The sequence below is a fragment of the Serpentinimonas maccroryi genome, assembly GCF_000828915.1.
GTDB lineage: Bacteria > Pseudomonadota > Gammaproteobacteria > Burkholderiales > Burkholderiaceae_C > Serpentinimonas > Serpentinimonas maccroryi.
Genome location: NZ_AP014569.1, coordinates 118,389 through 132,542 on the forward strand (window position 1 = coordinate 118,389; position 14,154 = coordinate 132,542).

Genomic DNA, 14,154 nt, shown 5'->3' on the forward strand with positions numbered 1-14,154 from the left:
GGCTACAACCAGCCGCCTCCAGAACCCACCCGCAACGTGCCCTCAGAGCGTCTGGCTTTAGGCGCGTTGGGCGGTCTGCAGCGGCAGCTCGAGGTGGCGCAGATCCGGGTCTTCGGGGTGCACGCTGATGTGAAAGCCGAGCTTGCGCCCCAGCCCCAGCATGCCGTCGTTTTCGCGCAGCACCGCGCCCACGATGCGCTGGGTGCCGTGGGCGCGCAGGTAGCGGATCAGTTTGTCCATCAGAATCCAACCCAGCCGGTGCCCCTTCATGTCGGAGCGCACCAGCACGCCGAATTCGGCCTCGAGGTTGTCGGGGTCGCCTAGGCCGCGCACGTCGCCGATCATCTCCTCGCTGCCGTCGGGCAGGGGCAGGGTGGCGATGAAGGCCATCTCGCGCTCGTAGTCGATCTGCGTCATGCGCGCCAACTCGCTGTGCTCGAAGCTGCGCCGGCTGTAGAACAGGCGCAGGCGGATGTCTTCGGGGTCGAGTTGCTCAAAAAAGCGCTCCAGCAGCCCCTCGTCCTCGGGCCGGATCGGGCGCAGCGTGAGCGTGCGGCCGTCGGCAAAGGGCAGGGTTTCGATCAGCTCGAGCGGGTAGGGTCGGATGGCAAAGTTGGCCGCTCCGGCCGGGCGCTCGCGGCTCAGGCGTAGCCGCGCATCGAGCACCAGCGCGCCCTCGGGGTTGAGCAGCAGCGGGTTGATGTCGAGTTCGGCGATTTCGGGCACCTCGGCCAGCAGCTGCGACACCGCCACCAGGGCGTCGATGAGCGCCTCCAGCTTGGCCGCGGGCACGTTGCGGTAGCCCTGCAGCAGCCGCGCCACGCGGGTGCGCTCGACCAGCGAGCGCGCCAGCTTGCCGTTGAGCGGCGGCAGCGCCACCGAGCGGTCCGACAGCACCTCGACGGCGACGCCGCCTTGCCCGAACACCATCACCGGGCCAAACAGCGGGTCGATGCGCGCACCGATGATCAGCTCATGCGCGTGCTGGCGCCGCACCATGGGCTGCACGGTGAAGCCTTCGATGCGCGCCTGCGGCAGGAGTTGCAACACGCGCTCGAGCATCGAGCGCGCCGCTTGCTCCACTTCGGCGGCGTTGTGCAGGTTCAGGCGCACGCCACCGACATCGGACTTGTGCGTGATGTCGTGCGACAAAATCTTGAGCGCCACCGGAAAGCCCAGCGTGCCGGCAGCATAGACGGCCGCCTCGGGTTCGGGGGGCACGACCCGGGTGGGCGTGACCGGCAAGCCGGCGCGTTTGAGCAGTTCTTTGGTTTCGGGCTCGGTGAGCCACTCGCGCCCGTCGGCCAGCACGAACTCGACCAGTTCGCGGATGCCGGGCAAGTCCATGCGGCTGTGCAGCGGCGCAGCGGGCGGGGTCTCCATCAGGTCGATCTGGTGGTGCCGGTGCAGGCGCAGCGAGGCGAAGGCGCGCACCGCGTCTTCCGGGGTGTCGTAGTCGGGGATGCCGGCAGCACGAAACAGCGCGCTGGCCTCGGCCACGGCCTGCGTGCCCAGCCAGCAGCCAAGCACGCGCACCGGTTTTTCGCTCGCCAGCGGCAGCAGCGCCTGGGCGATGTCGAGGCTGGGCACGTGGCCGGTGGGGGCGTGCACCAGCAGCACGGCGCAGTCGCGCTCGCGCAGCAGGATGCGCAGGGCGTCGAGGTAGCGCTGCGGTGGCGCATCGCCGCCGATGTCCACCGGGTTGGCGCGCGACCAGCCGACGGGCAGCACCGCGTCGAGCTCGGCGATGCGCTCGGGGCTCAGGGGCGCCAGCTGCACGCGGGCGTAGTCGGCGGCGTCGGCGGCCAGCACGCCGGCCCCGCCGCCGTTGGTGAGCACGATCAGCTGTTCGCTGCGGTTGTCGCGAAAGCGCGCCAGCAGCTCGGCCGCCATGAACAGGTGCTGCAGCCGGAACACGCGCAACATGCCGGCGCGCGACACGGCGGCGTCAAAGACGCGGTCGCTGCCGGCCAGTGCCGCGCTGTGCGTCGAGGCGGCCTGCTGGCCCTGGCCCGAGCGCCCGCCCTTGACCACGATCAGCGGTTTGTTGCGCGCCGCCACCCGCGCGGCGGACAAAAATTTGCGCGGCTCGTCCAGCGTCTCGACGTAGAGCATGATGGCGCGCGTGCGCGCATCGCTGGCGAGGTAGTCGAGCACGTCGGCAAAATCGACGTCGGCGTGCTCGCCCAGGGCAATGAAGTGCGAAAAGCCGATCTGGCGCGAACTGGCCCAGTCCATCATGGCGGTGACCAGCGCCGCCGACTGCGACACGAAAGCCACCGACCCGGGTTGTGCGCCCACCTGCGTCAGGCTGATGTTGAGCCCCAGGTGGGGCACCAGCAGGCCGGTGCAGTCGGGGCCGAGGATGCGCAGCGCGTAGGGCTGGGCCGCCGCCAGCATGGCCTGCTTTTGCGCCGCGCTCAAGCCCGTGCTCACCACCACCGCCGCCTTGCAGCCGCGCGCGCCCAAGGCACCGATCAGGCTGGGTACGGTCGCCGCTGGGGTGCAGATCACGGCCAGATCGGGCGTTTGCGGCAACTCGGCCACGCTGTGCCAGACCTTGTGCGCGCCCAGCTGGCGCAGGCGCGGGTTGACGGCATGCAGCGTGCCCTTGAACTCGGCCGCAAGCCGGTTCCAGATCGCGGTGCCGTCGCGCTGTGGCCGGTCCGAGGCCCCAAAAACCGCGACGCTGCGCGGGGCTAGCAAGGCGTGCAAATGGCGGGTCATCATGGTGGTTTGCGCGGTGGCATCCAAGCGATCAGGGCCGAGCGCATGGCTTCTTCGACGCTCATGTCGATCGGTGTCAGCCAAGCGCGCGGAACGAACACAGTGTAGCCGCCGATCATGTAGCCCATGGGCAAATAGACCGCCACCCGGTCGCCCTGCAAAAAACCGGTGGGCAGGCCGGCGACGTGGTTGCGCGTGACCAAGCCCACCACTTCGAGCGGCTGCTCGGGCCAGCGCACAATCACCACCTGCTGCGTGGTTTCGCCGGGGCTTTGCGGTGAAAAATAGTCGGCAAAGCTTTTGAGTGAGTTGTAGATGCTGCGCACCACCGGGATGTTGGTGAAGGGCAGCTCGACCCAGTTGAGCAGGCGCGATGTGTCTTGGCGCGAGATCAGGTAGCCGGTCAGAATGATGATGCCGATGGCCACCAGCAGCCCCAAACCGGGGAGGTAGAGGCTGCCCAGCAGCGGGCGAATCAGGTAGGAAGCCAGCGACTCCGACCATGCCACCAAGGCAAACAGCAGATAAACGGTGAGCAACAGCGGCAAAATGGTGATCAGGCCGCGCAGAAAGTACTGCGGCAGGCGTTTGACGAGGGCGGTCGGGCGGGTGGAATCCATGTGAGGCGCTCGGTTGAAAGCCGCAAGCATGACAGTTTCATGCAGCAGAGCCGATTGTGCGCGATGATTGCAAGCCGGTGTCGATGGCACGCGGTCGGGTGTCTGTGGGTGGCAACGGGCCAATCGGCCAAGAAAGGGGATATGGGCAAATTGCTGGATGGCTTGGCGTGGCTGCTGGGCGCGTTGCTGCGCCTGGTGCTGTGGCTGTTTTTGATTGGGATCGGGGTTTTGCTGCTGGTCGTGGCGCTGCCTTTGCTGCTGCTGGGCGCTCTGTGGGCCTTGCTGCGCGGGCGGCGCGTGGCCGTGCCGCTGGCCGCCGAGCTGCTGCGCCGGCAGATGCAGGAGCGGATGCGCGCACGCGGGCGCGGTTGGGGTGGGCGGGCCGGTCGCGGCCCCGGCGCTGCCGCTGGGCGTGGCGACGAGGTGGTCGATGTGGAGGCGCGCGATGTCGAGGTGCGCGAGGGCCAGACCCCCAACCCGACCTTGCCCGGCGACGGCCCAAGCAGGCCCCCCGACGACCCGCGCCCATAACAGCGGCCGACGGCGCCACCACGCCGGCCCCTCTAGGCTGTGTGCGGCCGCAGGGCAGGGCGCAGAGGGCTTTGGCCTAGCTGGCTTGGAGCGCTTGGCGCTGCAGCGCCGCCTCGTAGAGCGCGTTGCGCGGCGCGCTGGTGATCTCGGCACACAGGCGCACGGCGGTTTTCAGGGGCAGTTCGGGCAGCAGCAGATCGAGCACGCGCAGCGCCTCGGCACCTAGGCCGGCATCTGGGCCGGCCTCGGGGTCGGTGGCCGGCGTGGCCTCGGGTGGGTGCAGCAGCAGGGCAAATTCGCCGCGCAGGCGCTGCGGCTTGGCCGCCAGCCAAGCAGGCAGGTCGGCGCAGGGCAGGGTGGCGATTTCTTCGAACTGCTTGGTGAGCTCACGGCCCACGGTGAGGCGCCGCGCACCCAAGGCCGCCAGTTCGCGCGCCAGCGCCGGGATGCGGTGCGGGGCCTCGAGCAGCACGCCGGTTTGCGGCAGCTGCGCCAGCCGGCGCAGCGCGCGCTCGCGCGCCGCCCCCTTGGCGGGCAAAAAACCGAGGAAAACAAAACCCGGCGCCGCCTCGCTCTCGACCCAACCGGCCACGCTGAGCAAGGCGGTGAGGCTGCTGGCGCCAGGCAGCGGCACGCAGCGCAGTCCGGCGGCGGCCACGGCCTGGCACAGCCGGGCGCCGGGGTCGCTGATGCCGGGGGTGCCGGCGTCGCTCACGTAGGCGATGCGCGCGCCGGCTTGCAGCCGCGCCACCACGGCGGCGGCGGCTTCGCGCTCGTTGTGCTGGTGCAGCGCCAGCAAGGGGCGCTCGATGCCATAGGCGCGCAGCAGCGCGGCGCTGTGGCGCGTGTCTTCGCAGGCCACGGCATCGACTTGCTGCAGCAGGTGCAGCGCGCGCAAGCTGATGTCGGCCAAGTTGCCGATCGGGGTCGCCACCAGGTACAGGGTGGCAGGCGGATAATGCTGCGCACCGGCCACTGCTTGGGCGGCTTGCAGGGCAAGTGCGCCCGAGGGGTTGACAGAGACCATGAGCGAAATCTTAAAACCGGCCACCGATGCGGCAACCAAGGCAGCGGAAACCAAGCCGAGGCCAGCCAAGCCAGCGCCAGCCGCCACGGGACAGAAGGCTCAGAGCACCAAAGCCCCAAGCACCAAAGAACGGGGCGCCGCCGCCGAGGCGCTGGCCCTGGCCTTCCTGCAGCGCCAAGGCTTGCGCCTGCTGGTGCGCAATTTTCGCACGCCGGGGCGTGGCGGCGGCGAGATCGACCTGATTCTGCGCGAGCGCGACGGCACGCTGGTGTTTGTGGAGGTGCGTCAGCGCCGCCAGCGCAGCCACGGTGGTGCGGCGGCGTCGGTCTCGGCGCTCAAGCAGCGGCGCCTGCTGTTTGCGGCGCGGCATTATTTGCTGCGCTGGGCGCAGCTGCCGCCGTGCCGCTTCGATGTGGTGGCCGTGCAAGGCGAAGGCGAGGCGCTGGAAATCGAATGGTTGCGCGCCGCCTTCAACGCCGACGGCCTTTAACGGATGCTGTCCGCAAACAAAGGGTTACGCCTGCAGCGCGGGGCCAAGGTGGGCGCTGCCCACCGCACAGGTATCATAGGCGGATTGATTCATCTGTAAGGAATTTGGCCATGGCTTTAGACAAGGGTTCGCACAACGCACGGCTGTTGGCGGTGGCGGCGCTGGTGCTGGCGGCGGCGATGGGCCTGTCGGCCTGCGCGCCGCTGATCGCGGGCGGCGCGGTGGCCGGTACGGTGCTGGTGGCCACCGACCGCCGCACCTCGGGCGCCATGGTCGAAGACCAAGGCATCGAAATGCGCGCCGCCAGCCGGCTGCGCGCCGAGATCGGCAACCGCGGCCGCGTCAACGTCACCAGCTACAACCGGCGCGTGCTCATCACCGGCGAAGTGGCCACCGAAGCCGACCGTGCGCTGGCGCTGCGCGTGGTGGCCGGGGTGGAAAACGTGCTGGCGGTGGTCGATGAGCTGGCCGTCATGGGGTCGCCTTCGCTCACCGCGCGCTCGGCCGATCTGCTAGTGAGCGCGCGCGTGCGCGCTGGCCTGATCGACGCCGCCGACCTGTCTTCCAACGCGTTTTTGATCGTCACCGAGCGCGGCACCGTCTATCTGCTGGGCCGGGTGACGGCGCGCGAAGCCGACCGGGCCACCGAAATCGCACGCCGCACCGCTGGCGTGCAGCGCGTGGTGCGGGTGTTCGAGCTCATCACCGAAGAAGAACTGGCGCGCATTGCACCGGCACCGGCGCCGGCCAGCGCGGCCCCCCGAACCCCCGCAGGCAACTAAAGGGCGCAGGGAAAGAGCGCAGGGAAAGGGCGCAGAGGCAGAGGAGACGCGCGGGCAACAAGCGCGCCCCGCAGCGCCTCTAGCGCAGCCGCCGCACCAGGCTCGAGGTGTCCCAGCGGCCGCCGCCTATGCGCTGCACGTCGGCGTAGAACTGGTCCACCAACGCCGTCACCGGCAGCGAGGCGCCGTTGCGCTGCGCCTCGGCCAGCACCAGCCCCAAGTCTTTGCGCATCCAGTCCACCGCAAAGCCGAAGTCGAAGCGATCGGCCACCATGGTCGGGCCGCGCTGCTGCAGCTGCCAGCTCTGCGCCGCGCCTTGGCCGATGACCTCGAGCACCTGCCCCATGTCCAGCCCGGCGCGCTGGCCAAAAGCCACCGCCTCGCTCAAGCCCTGCAGCAGCCCAGCGATGCAGATCTGGTTCACCATTTTGGTGAGCTGCCCGGCGCCGCAGGGCCCCATCAGCGTCACGGCGCTGGCGTAGGCCTGCAAGGTGGGGCGCACGCGCTCGAAGGCCTCGGGTGCGCCGCCGCACATCAGCGTGAGTTGCCCGTTTTGCGCCCCCAGTTGGCCGCCCGAGACCGGGGCGTCGAGAAAATGCAGCCCGCGCGCCCGTGCCAGCGCGTCGAACTCGCGCGCCAGCTCGACCGAGGCGGTGGTGTGGTCCACCAGCAGCGCGCCCGCGGCCAAGCCGGCCATGGCGCCGTGCTCGCCCAGCAGCACCGCGCGCACGTCGGCGTCGTTGCCCACGCAGCACAGCACCATGTCAGCCCCAAGCGCGGCCAGCCGCGGCGTGGGCTGGCTGGCGCCACCGAACTCGGCCACCCAGGCCTGCGCCTTGGCGGGGTTGCGGTTATAGACCGTGACCTGGTGCCCGGCTTGCGCCAGGTGGCCGGCCATGGGAAAGCCCATCGCGCCCAAGCCGATAAAGGCCAGCTTGAGCGGCGCCACAGCGGCGTGGGTTTTGGGGTTCAGACTGGGCATGGTGGTTTAGAGGATTTGCAGGTGTTCGGTGCCCGCCCCCAGATCGGTGTTGCGGGCGCGCTGGCTTTGCAGCTTGATGCGCAGCTTGAGGTCGTTTTGCGAGTCGGCGTTGCGCAGGGCTTCTTCGTAGCTGATCAGGTTGGCCTCGAAGGCCGTAAAGAGCGACTGGTCGAAGGTCTGCATCCCGACCTCGACGCTCTTTTTCATGGTCTCCTTGAGCTCGTTGATCTCGCCCTTCATGATCTGGTCGGCGATCAGGCCGCTGTGCAGCAAAATCTCGACCACGGCGTAGCGGCCCTTGCCGTCTTGGCGCGGCAGCAGGCGCTGCGCCACCATGCCGCGCAGGTTGAGCGAGACGTCCTTCAGAATCTGGGCGTGCACCGCTTCGGGGAAGAAGTTGATGATGCGCTCCATGGCCTGGTTGGCGCTGTTGGCGTGCAGCGTGGCCAAGCACAAGTGCCCGGTTTCCGAGAACGAGATCGCGTGCTGCATGGTTTCGCGGTCCCGGATCTCGCCCATCAAAATCACGTTCGGCGCCTGGCGCAGCGAGTTTTTGAGGGCAACGTCCCAGCCGTCGGTGTCGAGCCCCACTTCGCGCTGCGTCACGATGCAGTTTTTGTGCTGGTGCACGAACTCCACCGGGTCTTCGATGGTCACGATGTGCTCGTGCGTGTGCTCGTTGCGCCAGTCCACCATGGCGGCCAGCGTGGTCGATTTGCCCGAGCCGGTGCCGCCCACCAAGATGCAGATGCCGCGCTTGGCCAGCGCCAGGTTTTTGAGCACCTGCGGCAGCCCCAGGCTGTCGATGGTCGGGATTTTGGCCGGAATGGTGCGCATCACCAGACCGACCTTACCCATCTGCACAAAGGCGTTGACGCGAAAGCGCCCAATACCTCCGGGGGAAATGGCAAAGTTGCACTCCATGGTGCGTTCGAACTCGGCCGACTGCTTGTCGTTCATGAGCGCGCGCGCCAGCGCCTGCGTGTGCTGGCCCGAAAGCGGCTGCGGCGAGACCTTGGCGATCTTGCCGTCGACCTTGATCGCCGGCGGGAAGTCGGCGGTGAGAAACAAATCGCTGCCGTTGCGGCTCACCAGCAGGCGCAGCAGGTCGTTGACGAATTGGCTGGCTTGATCGCGTTCCATGGCGGCCTCTTTGGGGGGTAACTAAGCGGGGTTGGGGCTGGGCGGGGTTCAGCCGGGGAAGTTTTCCGGGATTTTGGCTTTGGCACGGGCCTCTGCCACGTGCACGCGGTTGCCACGCACCAGGTTCATCAGGCTCTGATCCAGCGTCTGCATGCCAAAGCCGTTGCCGGTCTGGATGGCCGAGTACATCTGCGCCACCTTGTTTTCGCGGATCAGGTTGCGGATCGCCGGCGTGCCCATCATGATCTCGTGCGCGGCCACGCGGCCGTTGCCGTCGGCGGTCTTGAGCAGGGTCTGCGAGATCACGGCCACCAGCGACTCCGACAGCATGGCGCGCACCATCTCTTTTTCTTCGGGCGGAAAGACGTCGATGATGCGGTCGATGGTCTTGGCCGCGCTCGAGGTGTGCAGGGTGCCAAACACCAAGTGCCCGGTTTCGGCGGCGGTCATGGCCAAGCGGATGGTTTCAAGGTCGCGCATCTCGCCCACCAGCACCACGTCCGGGTCTTCGCGCAGGGCCGAGCGCAGCGCCGCCGCAAAGCTCAGCGTCATGGTACTGACTTCGCGCTGGTTGATCAGGCTTTTTTTGGATTCGTGCACGAACTCGATCGGGTCTTCGATCGTCAGGATGTGGCCGTAGTCGTTTTCGTTGCGGTGGTTGACCATCGCCGCCAGGGTGGTCGATTTGCCGGAACCGGTCGGGCCCGTGACCAGCACCAAGCCGCGCGGCTTGAGCGCGAGGTCGGCAAAAATTTTGGGGCAGTTGAGGTCTTCGAGCGAGAGGATTTTGGATGGAATGGTGCGAAACACCGCCGCCGCGCCGCGCTTTTGGTTGAAGGCGTTGACACGAAAGCGCGCCAAGCCCTCGATTTCGAATGAGAAATCGACCTCGAGGAACTCCTCGTAGTGCTTGCGCTGGGCGTCGTTCATGATGTCATAGACCATGGCGTGCACCTGCTTGTGCTCGAGCGGCTCGACGTTGAGGCGGCGCACGTCGCCGTGCACCCGTATCATTGGCGGCAGGCCAGACGACAGGTGCAAGTCTGAGGCTTTGTTTTTGTGGCTGAAGGCCAGCAGCTGGGTGATGTCCATCGACTCGTCCAAATTTGATATGACCACAACATTATGACAACGATTGACCACCGGCTGCTGCAGGTGCGGGCGCGCATCGCCCGGGCCTGTGCCCAGCACGGCCGCGATCCGGCCGGCGTGGCCTTGCTTGCGGTGAGCAAAACCATGAGCCCGGCGGCGGTGCGGGAGGCGGTGCACGCCGGTCAGCGCGCCTTTGGCGAGAACTACGTGCAAGAAGGGGTGGACAAAATCGCCGCCTTGCGCGCCTTGGGTTGCACCGGTTTGCAGTGGCATTACATTGGCGCGCTGCAAAGCAACAAAACGCGTGCCGTGGCCGAGCACTTCGACTGGGTGCACGGCATCGAACGGCTGGCCATCGCCCAGCGCCTGAGCGCGCAGCGCCCGCCCGGGCTTGCGCCGCTGCAGGTGTGCATCCAGGTCAACCTCGACGGTGGGCGCAACAAGGCCGGCGTGTCCGCGCCCGAGGCGCTGGCGCTGGCGCAGCAGCTGCTGGAGCTGCCGCGCTTGCGCCTGCGTGGCTTGATGTGCATCCCCGAGCCATTGCCCGACTTTGCCGCCCAGTGCGCGCTGTTTGGCCAGCTGCGCGCGCTGCTGGCCCAGCTGCAAGCGGCGTGGCCGCCGGGTGCGGCCGCGCTCGACACCCTGTCGATGGGCATGAGCGCCGACCTCGAGGCGGCCGTCGCCAGCGGCAGCACGCTGGTGCGCGTGGGCAGTGCGATCTTTGGCCCGCGCGCTTAAGGGGTTGTGGCAGCGCCCGCCTCGGGCAAGGAGAAGTAGAAGGTGCTGCCTTGGTCGGGGGCGCTGTCGGCCCAGATGCGACCGCCGTGGCGCTCGACGATGCGCCGGCACAGCGCCAGCCCGATGCCCACGCCCTCGAAGTCGCGCGCGCGGTGCAGGCGCTGGAACACGCCAAACAGGCGCTCGGCGCGCTGGGTGTCGAAGCCGACGCCGTTGTCTTGCACCCAGAACACCAGCTCGGGCGCGCCCTCGGGGCTGGTCTGCGGGCGCCAGCCGACGCGGATTTCCACCCGCGGGCGCGGTCGGCTGTATTTGAGCGCGTTGGCCAGCAGGTTGTCCCACACCTGGCTGAGCAGCCGTGGGTCGCCTTGCACCTGCGGCAGCTCGGGCGGCAGCTGCCAGCACAGGCTGTCGCTGGGGCGTTGCAAGGCGGGGTCGTGCAGCACGCGGTTGCGGCTGGAGTGCAGCAGGTCGGTCATCGACAGCTCGCGCCGTTGCAGCGCCGAGCGGCCCAAGCGCGAAAAGGCCAGCAGACCGTCGATGAGCTGGCCCATGTGTTCGGCCGCCGAACCGATGGTGGCCAGGTGCCGCTGCACCTCGGGCCCCAGTTCGGGCCCCAGGTCTTCGCGCAGCAGCTCGAGGTAGCTGCTGATGTGGCGCAACGGTGCGCGCAGATCGTGCGACACCGAGGCGCTGAAGGCTTCGAGGTCGTGGTTGATTTCTTGCAACTGGCGCGTGCGCTCTTGCACCCGGGCTTCGAGCGCGCTGTTGAGCTGCTCGAGCAGCTCGAGCAGGCGCTTGGTCTCGGTCTGGTCGCGCATCAGGCAGGCGTAGCCCTGCAGCTCGCCCGCCTCCGGGTCGTGCAAGGCGGTGAGCACGGTCTGGGCCCAGAACAGGCTGCCGTCGGCGCGCTGCTGCCAGCCCGGGGTTTCGCTCTGGCCCAGCAGGGTGGCGCGCTCGATGCCCAGCGTCATCGGGTCGGCGGCGTCGTCGGCTTGCGGACCGGGCTCGGTGTGGGGCTCGGCACCGGGCTGCGTGCCGGGCTGGGTAGCGCTGGCCTGCGGCTGGCGCACCGGGGCAAAGCAGGCCACGCTCTGGCCCAGCATCTGCGGCGCGCTCCAGCCCAGCAGGCGCTCGGCGCTGGGCGTCCAGTCGCTGACGCGGCCGTCGGCGTCGAGGAAAAAAATGGCCGCGTCGCGCAAGGCCTCGGCCAGCAGCGTCCAGTGCTCGGCCCGGGTCTGGGTGCGGTTCAGAAGCGCTCCAGTTCGGGAAAGGCCAGGCGGCCGCCGCGCACCAGCATCTTGCCGTATTCGGCGCAGCGGTGCAGCGTCGGGATCACCTTGCCGGGGTTGAGCAAGCCCTTGGGGTCAAAGGCGCGCTTGACGCCAAACATCTGCTCGCGCTCCTCGGGGCTGAACTGCACGCACATGCTACTGAGTTTTTCCACCCCCACGCCGTGCTCGCCGGTGATGGTGCCGCCCATGGCGACGCTGGTCTCCAAAATGTCAGCCCCGAACAGTTCGCAGCGGCGCAGTTGGTCCGGGTCGCTGGCGTCGAACAAGATCAAAGGGTGCAGGTTGCCGTCGCCGGCGTGAAACACGTTGGCGCAGCGCAGCCCGTACTTGATCTCCATGGCCTGGATGGCGAGCAAGATGTCGGCCAAGCGCTTGCGCGGGATGGTGCTGTCCATGCACATGTAGTCGGGGCTGATGCGGCCGCTGGCCGGGAAGGCGTTTTTGCGCCCGCTCCAAAAACGCAGCCGCTCGGCTTCGTTCTGGCTCACGCTGATGGCACTGGCACCGCATTCGCGCAGCACCGCGCTCATGCGCCCGATTTCTTCTTCCACCTCTTCGGGCGTGCCGTCGCTCTCGCACAGCAGAATCGCCGCCGCCGACAAATCGTAGCCGGCGTGCACGAAGTCTTCTACCGCCGCCGTCATGGGCTGGTCCATCATCTCGAGCCCGGCCGGGATGATGCCGGCGGCAATCACCGCCGCCACCGCGTCGCCGGCGGCGCGCACGTCGGCAAAGCTGGCCATGATGCAGCGCGCCAGTTGCGGTTTGGGTGTCAGGCGCACCGTGACTTCGGTCACCAGCGCCAACATGCCCTCGCTGCCCACCAGCAGCGCCAGCAAATCCAGCCCCGGGCTGTCGAGCGCCGTGCCGCCGAAGCGCACCGGCTCGCCGGCCATGGTGTAGCCATCGACTTGCAGCACGTTGTGCAGCGTCAGGCCGTACTTGAGGCAGTGCACGCCACCCGAGTTTTCGGCCACGTTGCCGCCGATGGTGCAGGCGATCTGACTGCTCGGGTCGGGTGCATAGTACAGGCCATGCGCCGCCGCCGCTTCGCTGATGGCCAAGTTGCGCACCCCGGCTTGCACCACGGCGGTTTGCGCCAGCGGGTCGATGCGCAAAATGCGGTTGAACTTGGCCAGGCCCAAAGTCACGCCCAGGGTGTGCGGCATGGCCCCGCCCGATAGCCCCGTGCCAGCGCCGCGCGCCACCACCGGCACGTCCAGCAGGTGGCAGGTGCGCAGCACGGCCTGCACCTGGTCGTAGTTTTCGGGCAGCGCCACGCACAGCGGCCGCTCGCGGTAGGCGGTCAGGCCATCGCACTCGTAGGGCGTGGTGTCTTCGGGGGTGTAGAGCAGCGCGTGCGCCGGCAGCACGGCGGCCAGCGCGCGCACCACCTCGGCTTGGCGCTGGGCGCGCACGCCGGGGCCGGGTCGATTAGGGGTGAGGGTGGCGGTTGCCATGGCGGGCCTCTGGGGTTGGTTGCATGTTCCCTGCTCCTGACTGCTTTTTTGGGATTCTATCTGTCTGGTTGAGGTGTGGATTAGGCCAGGCCAAAGCGGACGAAATTGCGCTATAATTTGAGGCTTGATGGGTGATTAGCTCAGCGGTAGAGCACTGCCTTCACACGGCAGGGGTCACATGTTCGATCCATGTATCACCCACCACCAAGCCCTTGCTGCGCAAGGGGCGGCCAAGCCGATTCAGCGCTGGTGCCGGTGCCTTCTTCACATCCCAAATCCTGCTTCGCTTTTGGCGCAGCTGTGCCCGCGCCGCCCGCCTTGCCGGGGCTGCGCGCCGATCGAATCGGATCGGCTTTAATCCAAAGCTTTCTTGAGCCACTCGGCAAAAGCCGCACATTCCCAGCGGTCCATGGTGCCGGTGCGCCAGCACAGGTAGTGCGCGTGCGGGCTGGGCACCGGGGCGCGAAAGGCGTCGGCTTCCCCTAAGCGCACCAGCGCGCCGGTCTCGAGCCAGGGTGCGCCTAGGCGCAGCCGCACCAGCGCCACGCCCATGCCGGCGGCGGCGCCGTCGCACATCAGGCCGATGTCGTTGAACTGCGAGCCGTCGCTGGGTTCGGGCCAGTCGAGGTGCTGGGCCGCAAACCAAGTGCGCCAGGGCTCGAGCGGGCTGCGCAGCAGCGGCACGCCTTCGAGGTCGGCGGCGCAATCGAAGGGGCCGTGCGCGCGCACAAAAGCCGGTGAGGCCAGCGGCAGCACCGCGTCTTTGACCAGGCAGATGTGCTCCACGTCGGCGTAGCGCCCGGTGCCGAAGCGGATGGTGAGGTCGGCGTCTTCGGCCACCACGTCGAGCAGCGGGATGCTGATCTGTAGCGTTAGGTCGATCTCGGGGTAGGCTTGGGCAAACTGCTGCAACCGCGGCATCACCAGCGAGCGCGCAAAGGTGGGCGTGACCGCCAGCCGCAGCTTGCGCCGCCCCGGGCTGGGCTGGTGGCTGGGAAAGCGCTGCAGGGCCAGCAGGCCCTCGCGCACGTGCGCCAAGTATTCGCTGCCCTCGGTGGTGAGCGAAAAATCGGCGCGGCCAAAGAGCTTGACGCCCAAAATCTGCTCGAGTTGCTTGACGCGGTGGCTGACCGCGCTGGGGGTGACGCACAGCTCTTCGGCCGCCTGCGTGACGCTGCGCAGCCGCGCCAGCGCCTCGAAGGTGAGCAGGCACTGGATGGGGGGGATGCGGGCGGGCATGGGTCGGATTTTGTGGGTGCGATTTCGG

13 protein-coding genes and 1 tRNA gene are annotated in these 14,154 nt (G+C 68.2%); 5 read left to right on the plus strand and 9 right to left on the minus strand.

What is annotated here, in order from left to right:
• Nucleotides 1–57: 57 nt before the first annotated feature.
• Both SMCB_RS00565 and SMCB_RS00570 read right to left on the minus strand, forming a co-directional pair.
• Nucleotides 58–2,730 (minus strand): bifunctional acetate--CoA ligase family protein/GNAT family N-acetyltransferase, encoded by a 2,673-nt coding sequence (locus SMCB_RS00565; protein WP_045537291.1) that lies wholly within the window; start codon nucleotides 2,728–2,730, stop codon nucleotides 58–60.
• On the minus strand, nucleotides 2,727–3,347 hold the full coding sequence (locus tag SMCB_RS00570; protein ID WP_045534309.1) for a DUF502 domain-containing protein: 621 nt from the start codon (nucleotides 3,345–3,347) through the stop codon (nucleotides 2,727–2,729). Before SMCB_RS00570 ends, SMCB_RS00565 begins: the two co-directional genes overlap by 4 nt.
• 141 nt (nucleotides 3,348–3,488) lie before the next feature.
• Between SMCB_RS00570 and SMCB_RS00575 the strand changes: the two genes are divergently transcribed.
• Entirely contained in the window at nucleotides 3,489–3,878 is a 390-nt protein-coding gene (locus SMCB_RS00575) for a hypothetical protein (RefSeq protein ID WP_045534311.1), read from the plus strand.
• Between the two features lie 76 nt (nucleotides 3,879–3,954).
• Here SMCB_RS00575 and rsmI read toward each other — a convergent pair whose 3' ends face one another.
• Nucleotides 3,955–4,905 carry a 16S rRNA (cytidine(1402)-2'-O)-methyltransferase gene (gene rsmI / locus SMCB_RS00580; RefSeq protein ID WP_045534313.1) on the minus strand — a complete coding sequence of 317 codons (951 nt, stop codon included), beginning with the start codon at nucleotides 4,903–4,905 and terminating at the stop codon, nucleotides 3,955–3,957.
• Between rsmI and SMCB_RS00585 the strand changes: the two genes are divergently transcribed.
• Complete coding sequence (locus tag SMCB_RS00585) at nucleotides 4,904–5,395, plus strand: YraN family protein (protein WP_045534314.1); 492 nt, start codon at nucleotides 4,904–4,906, stop codon at nucleotides 5,393–5,395. The two genes, rsmI and SMCB_RS00585, sit on opposite strands and share 2 nt — an antisense overlap.
• Nucleotides 5,396–5,505: 110 nt before the next feature.
• Nucleotides 5,506–6,177: a BON domain-containing protein gene (locus SMCB_RS00590; RefSeq protein ID WP_045534315.1), complete on the plus strand. Its 672-nt coding sequence runs from the start codon at nucleotides 5,506–5,508 to the stop codon at nucleotides 6,175–6,177.
• Between the two features lie 79 nt (nucleotides 6,178–6,256).
• On the opposite strand, the gene SMCB_RS00595 is transcribed toward SMCB_RS00590, so the two are convergent.
• From SMCB_RS00595 to SMCB_RS00605, 3 genes are read right to left on the minus strand one after another with little or no spacing between them, the layout of a single operon-like run.
• Nucleotides 6,257–7,159 (minus strand): NAD(P)-dependent oxidoreductase, encoded by a 903-nt coding sequence (locus tag SMCB_RS00595; protein ID WP_045534318.1) that lies wholly within the window; start codon nucleotides 7,157–7,159, stop codon nucleotides 6,257–6,259.
• Nucleotides 7,160–7,165: 6 nt separating this feature from the next.
• Nucleotides 7,166–8,302, minus strand: coding sequence for a PilT/PilU family type 4a pilus ATPase (locus SMCB_RS00600; protein WP_045534320.1), 1,137 nt, complete (start codon nucleotides 8,300–8,302; stop codon nucleotides 7,166–7,168).
• A 48-nt stretch (nucleotides 8,303–8,350) separates the two neighbouring features.
• The gene (locus tag SMCB_RS00605; RefSeq protein WP_045534322.1) at nucleotides 8,351–9,394 is read right to left on the minus strand and encodes a type IV pilus twitching motility protein PilT; all 1,044 of its coding nucleotides are present in this window, start codon (nucleotides 9,392–9,394) and stop codon (nucleotides 8,351–8,353) included.
• 33 nt (nucleotides 9,395–9,427) lie between these two features.
• On the opposite strand from SMCB_RS00605, the gene SMCB_RS00610 reads away from it, so the two are divergent.
• On the plus strand, nucleotides 9,428–10,132 hold the full coding sequence (locus SMCB_RS00610; protein WP_045534324.1) for a YggS family pyridoxal phosphate-dependent enzyme: 705 nt from the start codon (nucleotides 9,428–9,430) through the stop codon (nucleotides 10,130–10,132).
• Here the strand turns inward: SMCB_RS00610 and SMCB_RS00615 are convergent.
• Both SMCB_RS00615 and SMCB_RS00620 read right to left on the minus strand, forming a co-directional pair.
• On the minus strand, nucleotides 10,129–11,334 hold the full coding sequence (locus SMCB_RS00615) for a PAS domain-containing sensor histidine kinase (protein ID WP_052468347.1): 1,206 nt from the start codon (nucleotides 11,332–11,334) through the stop codon (nucleotides 10,129–10,131). The genes SMCB_RS00610 and SMCB_RS00615 overlap by 4 nt on opposite strands.
• Nucleotides 11,335–11,381: 47 nt before the next feature.
• Nucleotides 11,382–12,887, minus strand: coding sequence for an FAD-linked oxidase C-terminal domain-containing protein (locus tag SMCB_RS00620; RefSeq protein ID WP_045534325.1), 1,506 nt, complete (start codon nucleotides 12,885–12,887; stop codon nucleotides 11,382–11,384).
• 129 nt (nucleotides 12,888–13,016) lie between these two features.
• On the opposite strand from SMCB_RS00620, the gene SMCB_RS00625 reads away from it, so the two are divergent.
• Nucleotides 13,017–13,091: transfer RNA gene (locus SMCB_RS00625), tRNA-Val, on the plus strand.
• A gap of 150 nt (nucleotides 13,092–13,241) precedes the next feature.
• On the opposite strand, the gene SMCB_RS00630 is transcribed toward SMCB_RS00625, so the two are convergent.
• Nucleotides 13,242–14,126 carry a LysR substrate-binding domain-containing protein gene (locus SMCB_RS00630; protein WP_045534326.1) on the minus strand — a complete coding sequence of 295 codons (885 nt, stop codon included), beginning with the start codon at nucleotides 14,124–14,126 and terminating at the stop codon, nucleotides 13,242–13,244.
• Nucleotides 14,127–14,154 lie beyond the last annotated feature (28 nt).

What these genes read in the sequence shown, in the direction of transcription:
- SMCB_RS00585 (WP_045534314.1), top strand. Translation starts at nt 4,904, where the DNA reads ATGAGCGAAATCTTAAAACCGGCCACCGATGCGGCAACCAAGGCAGCG.
- SMCB_RS00590 (WP_045534315.1), top strand. Translation starts at nt 5,506, where the DNA reads ATGGCTTTAGACAAGGGTTCGCACAACGCACGGCTGTTGGCGGTGGCG.
- SMCB_RS00570 (WP_045534309.1), bottom strand. Translation starts at nt 3,347, where the DNA reads ATGGATTCCACCCGCCCGACCGCCCTCGTCAAACGCCTGCCGCAGTAC.
- SMCB_RS00630 (WP_045534326.1), bottom strand. Translation starts at nt 14,126, where the DNA reads ATGCCCGCCCGCATCCCCCCCATCCAGTGCCTGCTCACCTTCGAGGCG.
- SMCB_RS00565 (WP_045537291.1), bottom strand. Translation starts at nt 2,730, where the DNA reads ATGATGACCCGCCATTTGCACGCCTTGCTAGCCCCGCGCAGCGTCGCG.
- SMCB_RS00610 (WP_045534324.1), top strand. Translation starts at nt 9,428, where the DNA reads ATGACAACGATTGACCACCGGCTGCTGCAGGTGCGGGCGCGCATCGCC.
- SMCB_RS00600 (WP_045534320.1), bottom strand. Translation starts at nt 8,302, where the DNA reads ATGGAACGCGATCAAGCCAGCCAATTCGTCAACGACCTGCTGCGCCTG.
- SMCB_RS00605 (WP_045534322.1), bottom strand. Translation starts at nt 9,394, where the DNA reads ATGGACATCACCCAGCTGCTGGCCTTCAGCCACAAAAACAAAGCCTCA.
- SMCB_RS00595 (WP_045534318.1), bottom strand. Translation starts at nt 7,159, where the DNA reads ATGCCCAGTCTGAACCCCAAAACCCACGCCGCTGTGGCGCCGCTCAAG.
- rsmI (WP_045534313.1), bottom strand. Translation starts at nt 4,905, where the DNA reads ATGGTCTCTGTCAACCCCTCGGGCGCACTTGCCCTGCAAGCCGCCCAA.
- SMCB_RS00620 (WP_045534325.1), bottom strand. Translation starts at nt 12,887, where the DNA reads ATGGCAACCGCCACCCTCACCCCTAATCGACCCGGCCCCGGCGTGCGC.
- SMCB_RS00575 (WP_045534311.1), top strand. Translation starts at nt 3,489, where the DNA reads ATGGGCAAATTGCTGGATGGCTTGGCGTGGCTGCTGGGCGCGTTGCTG.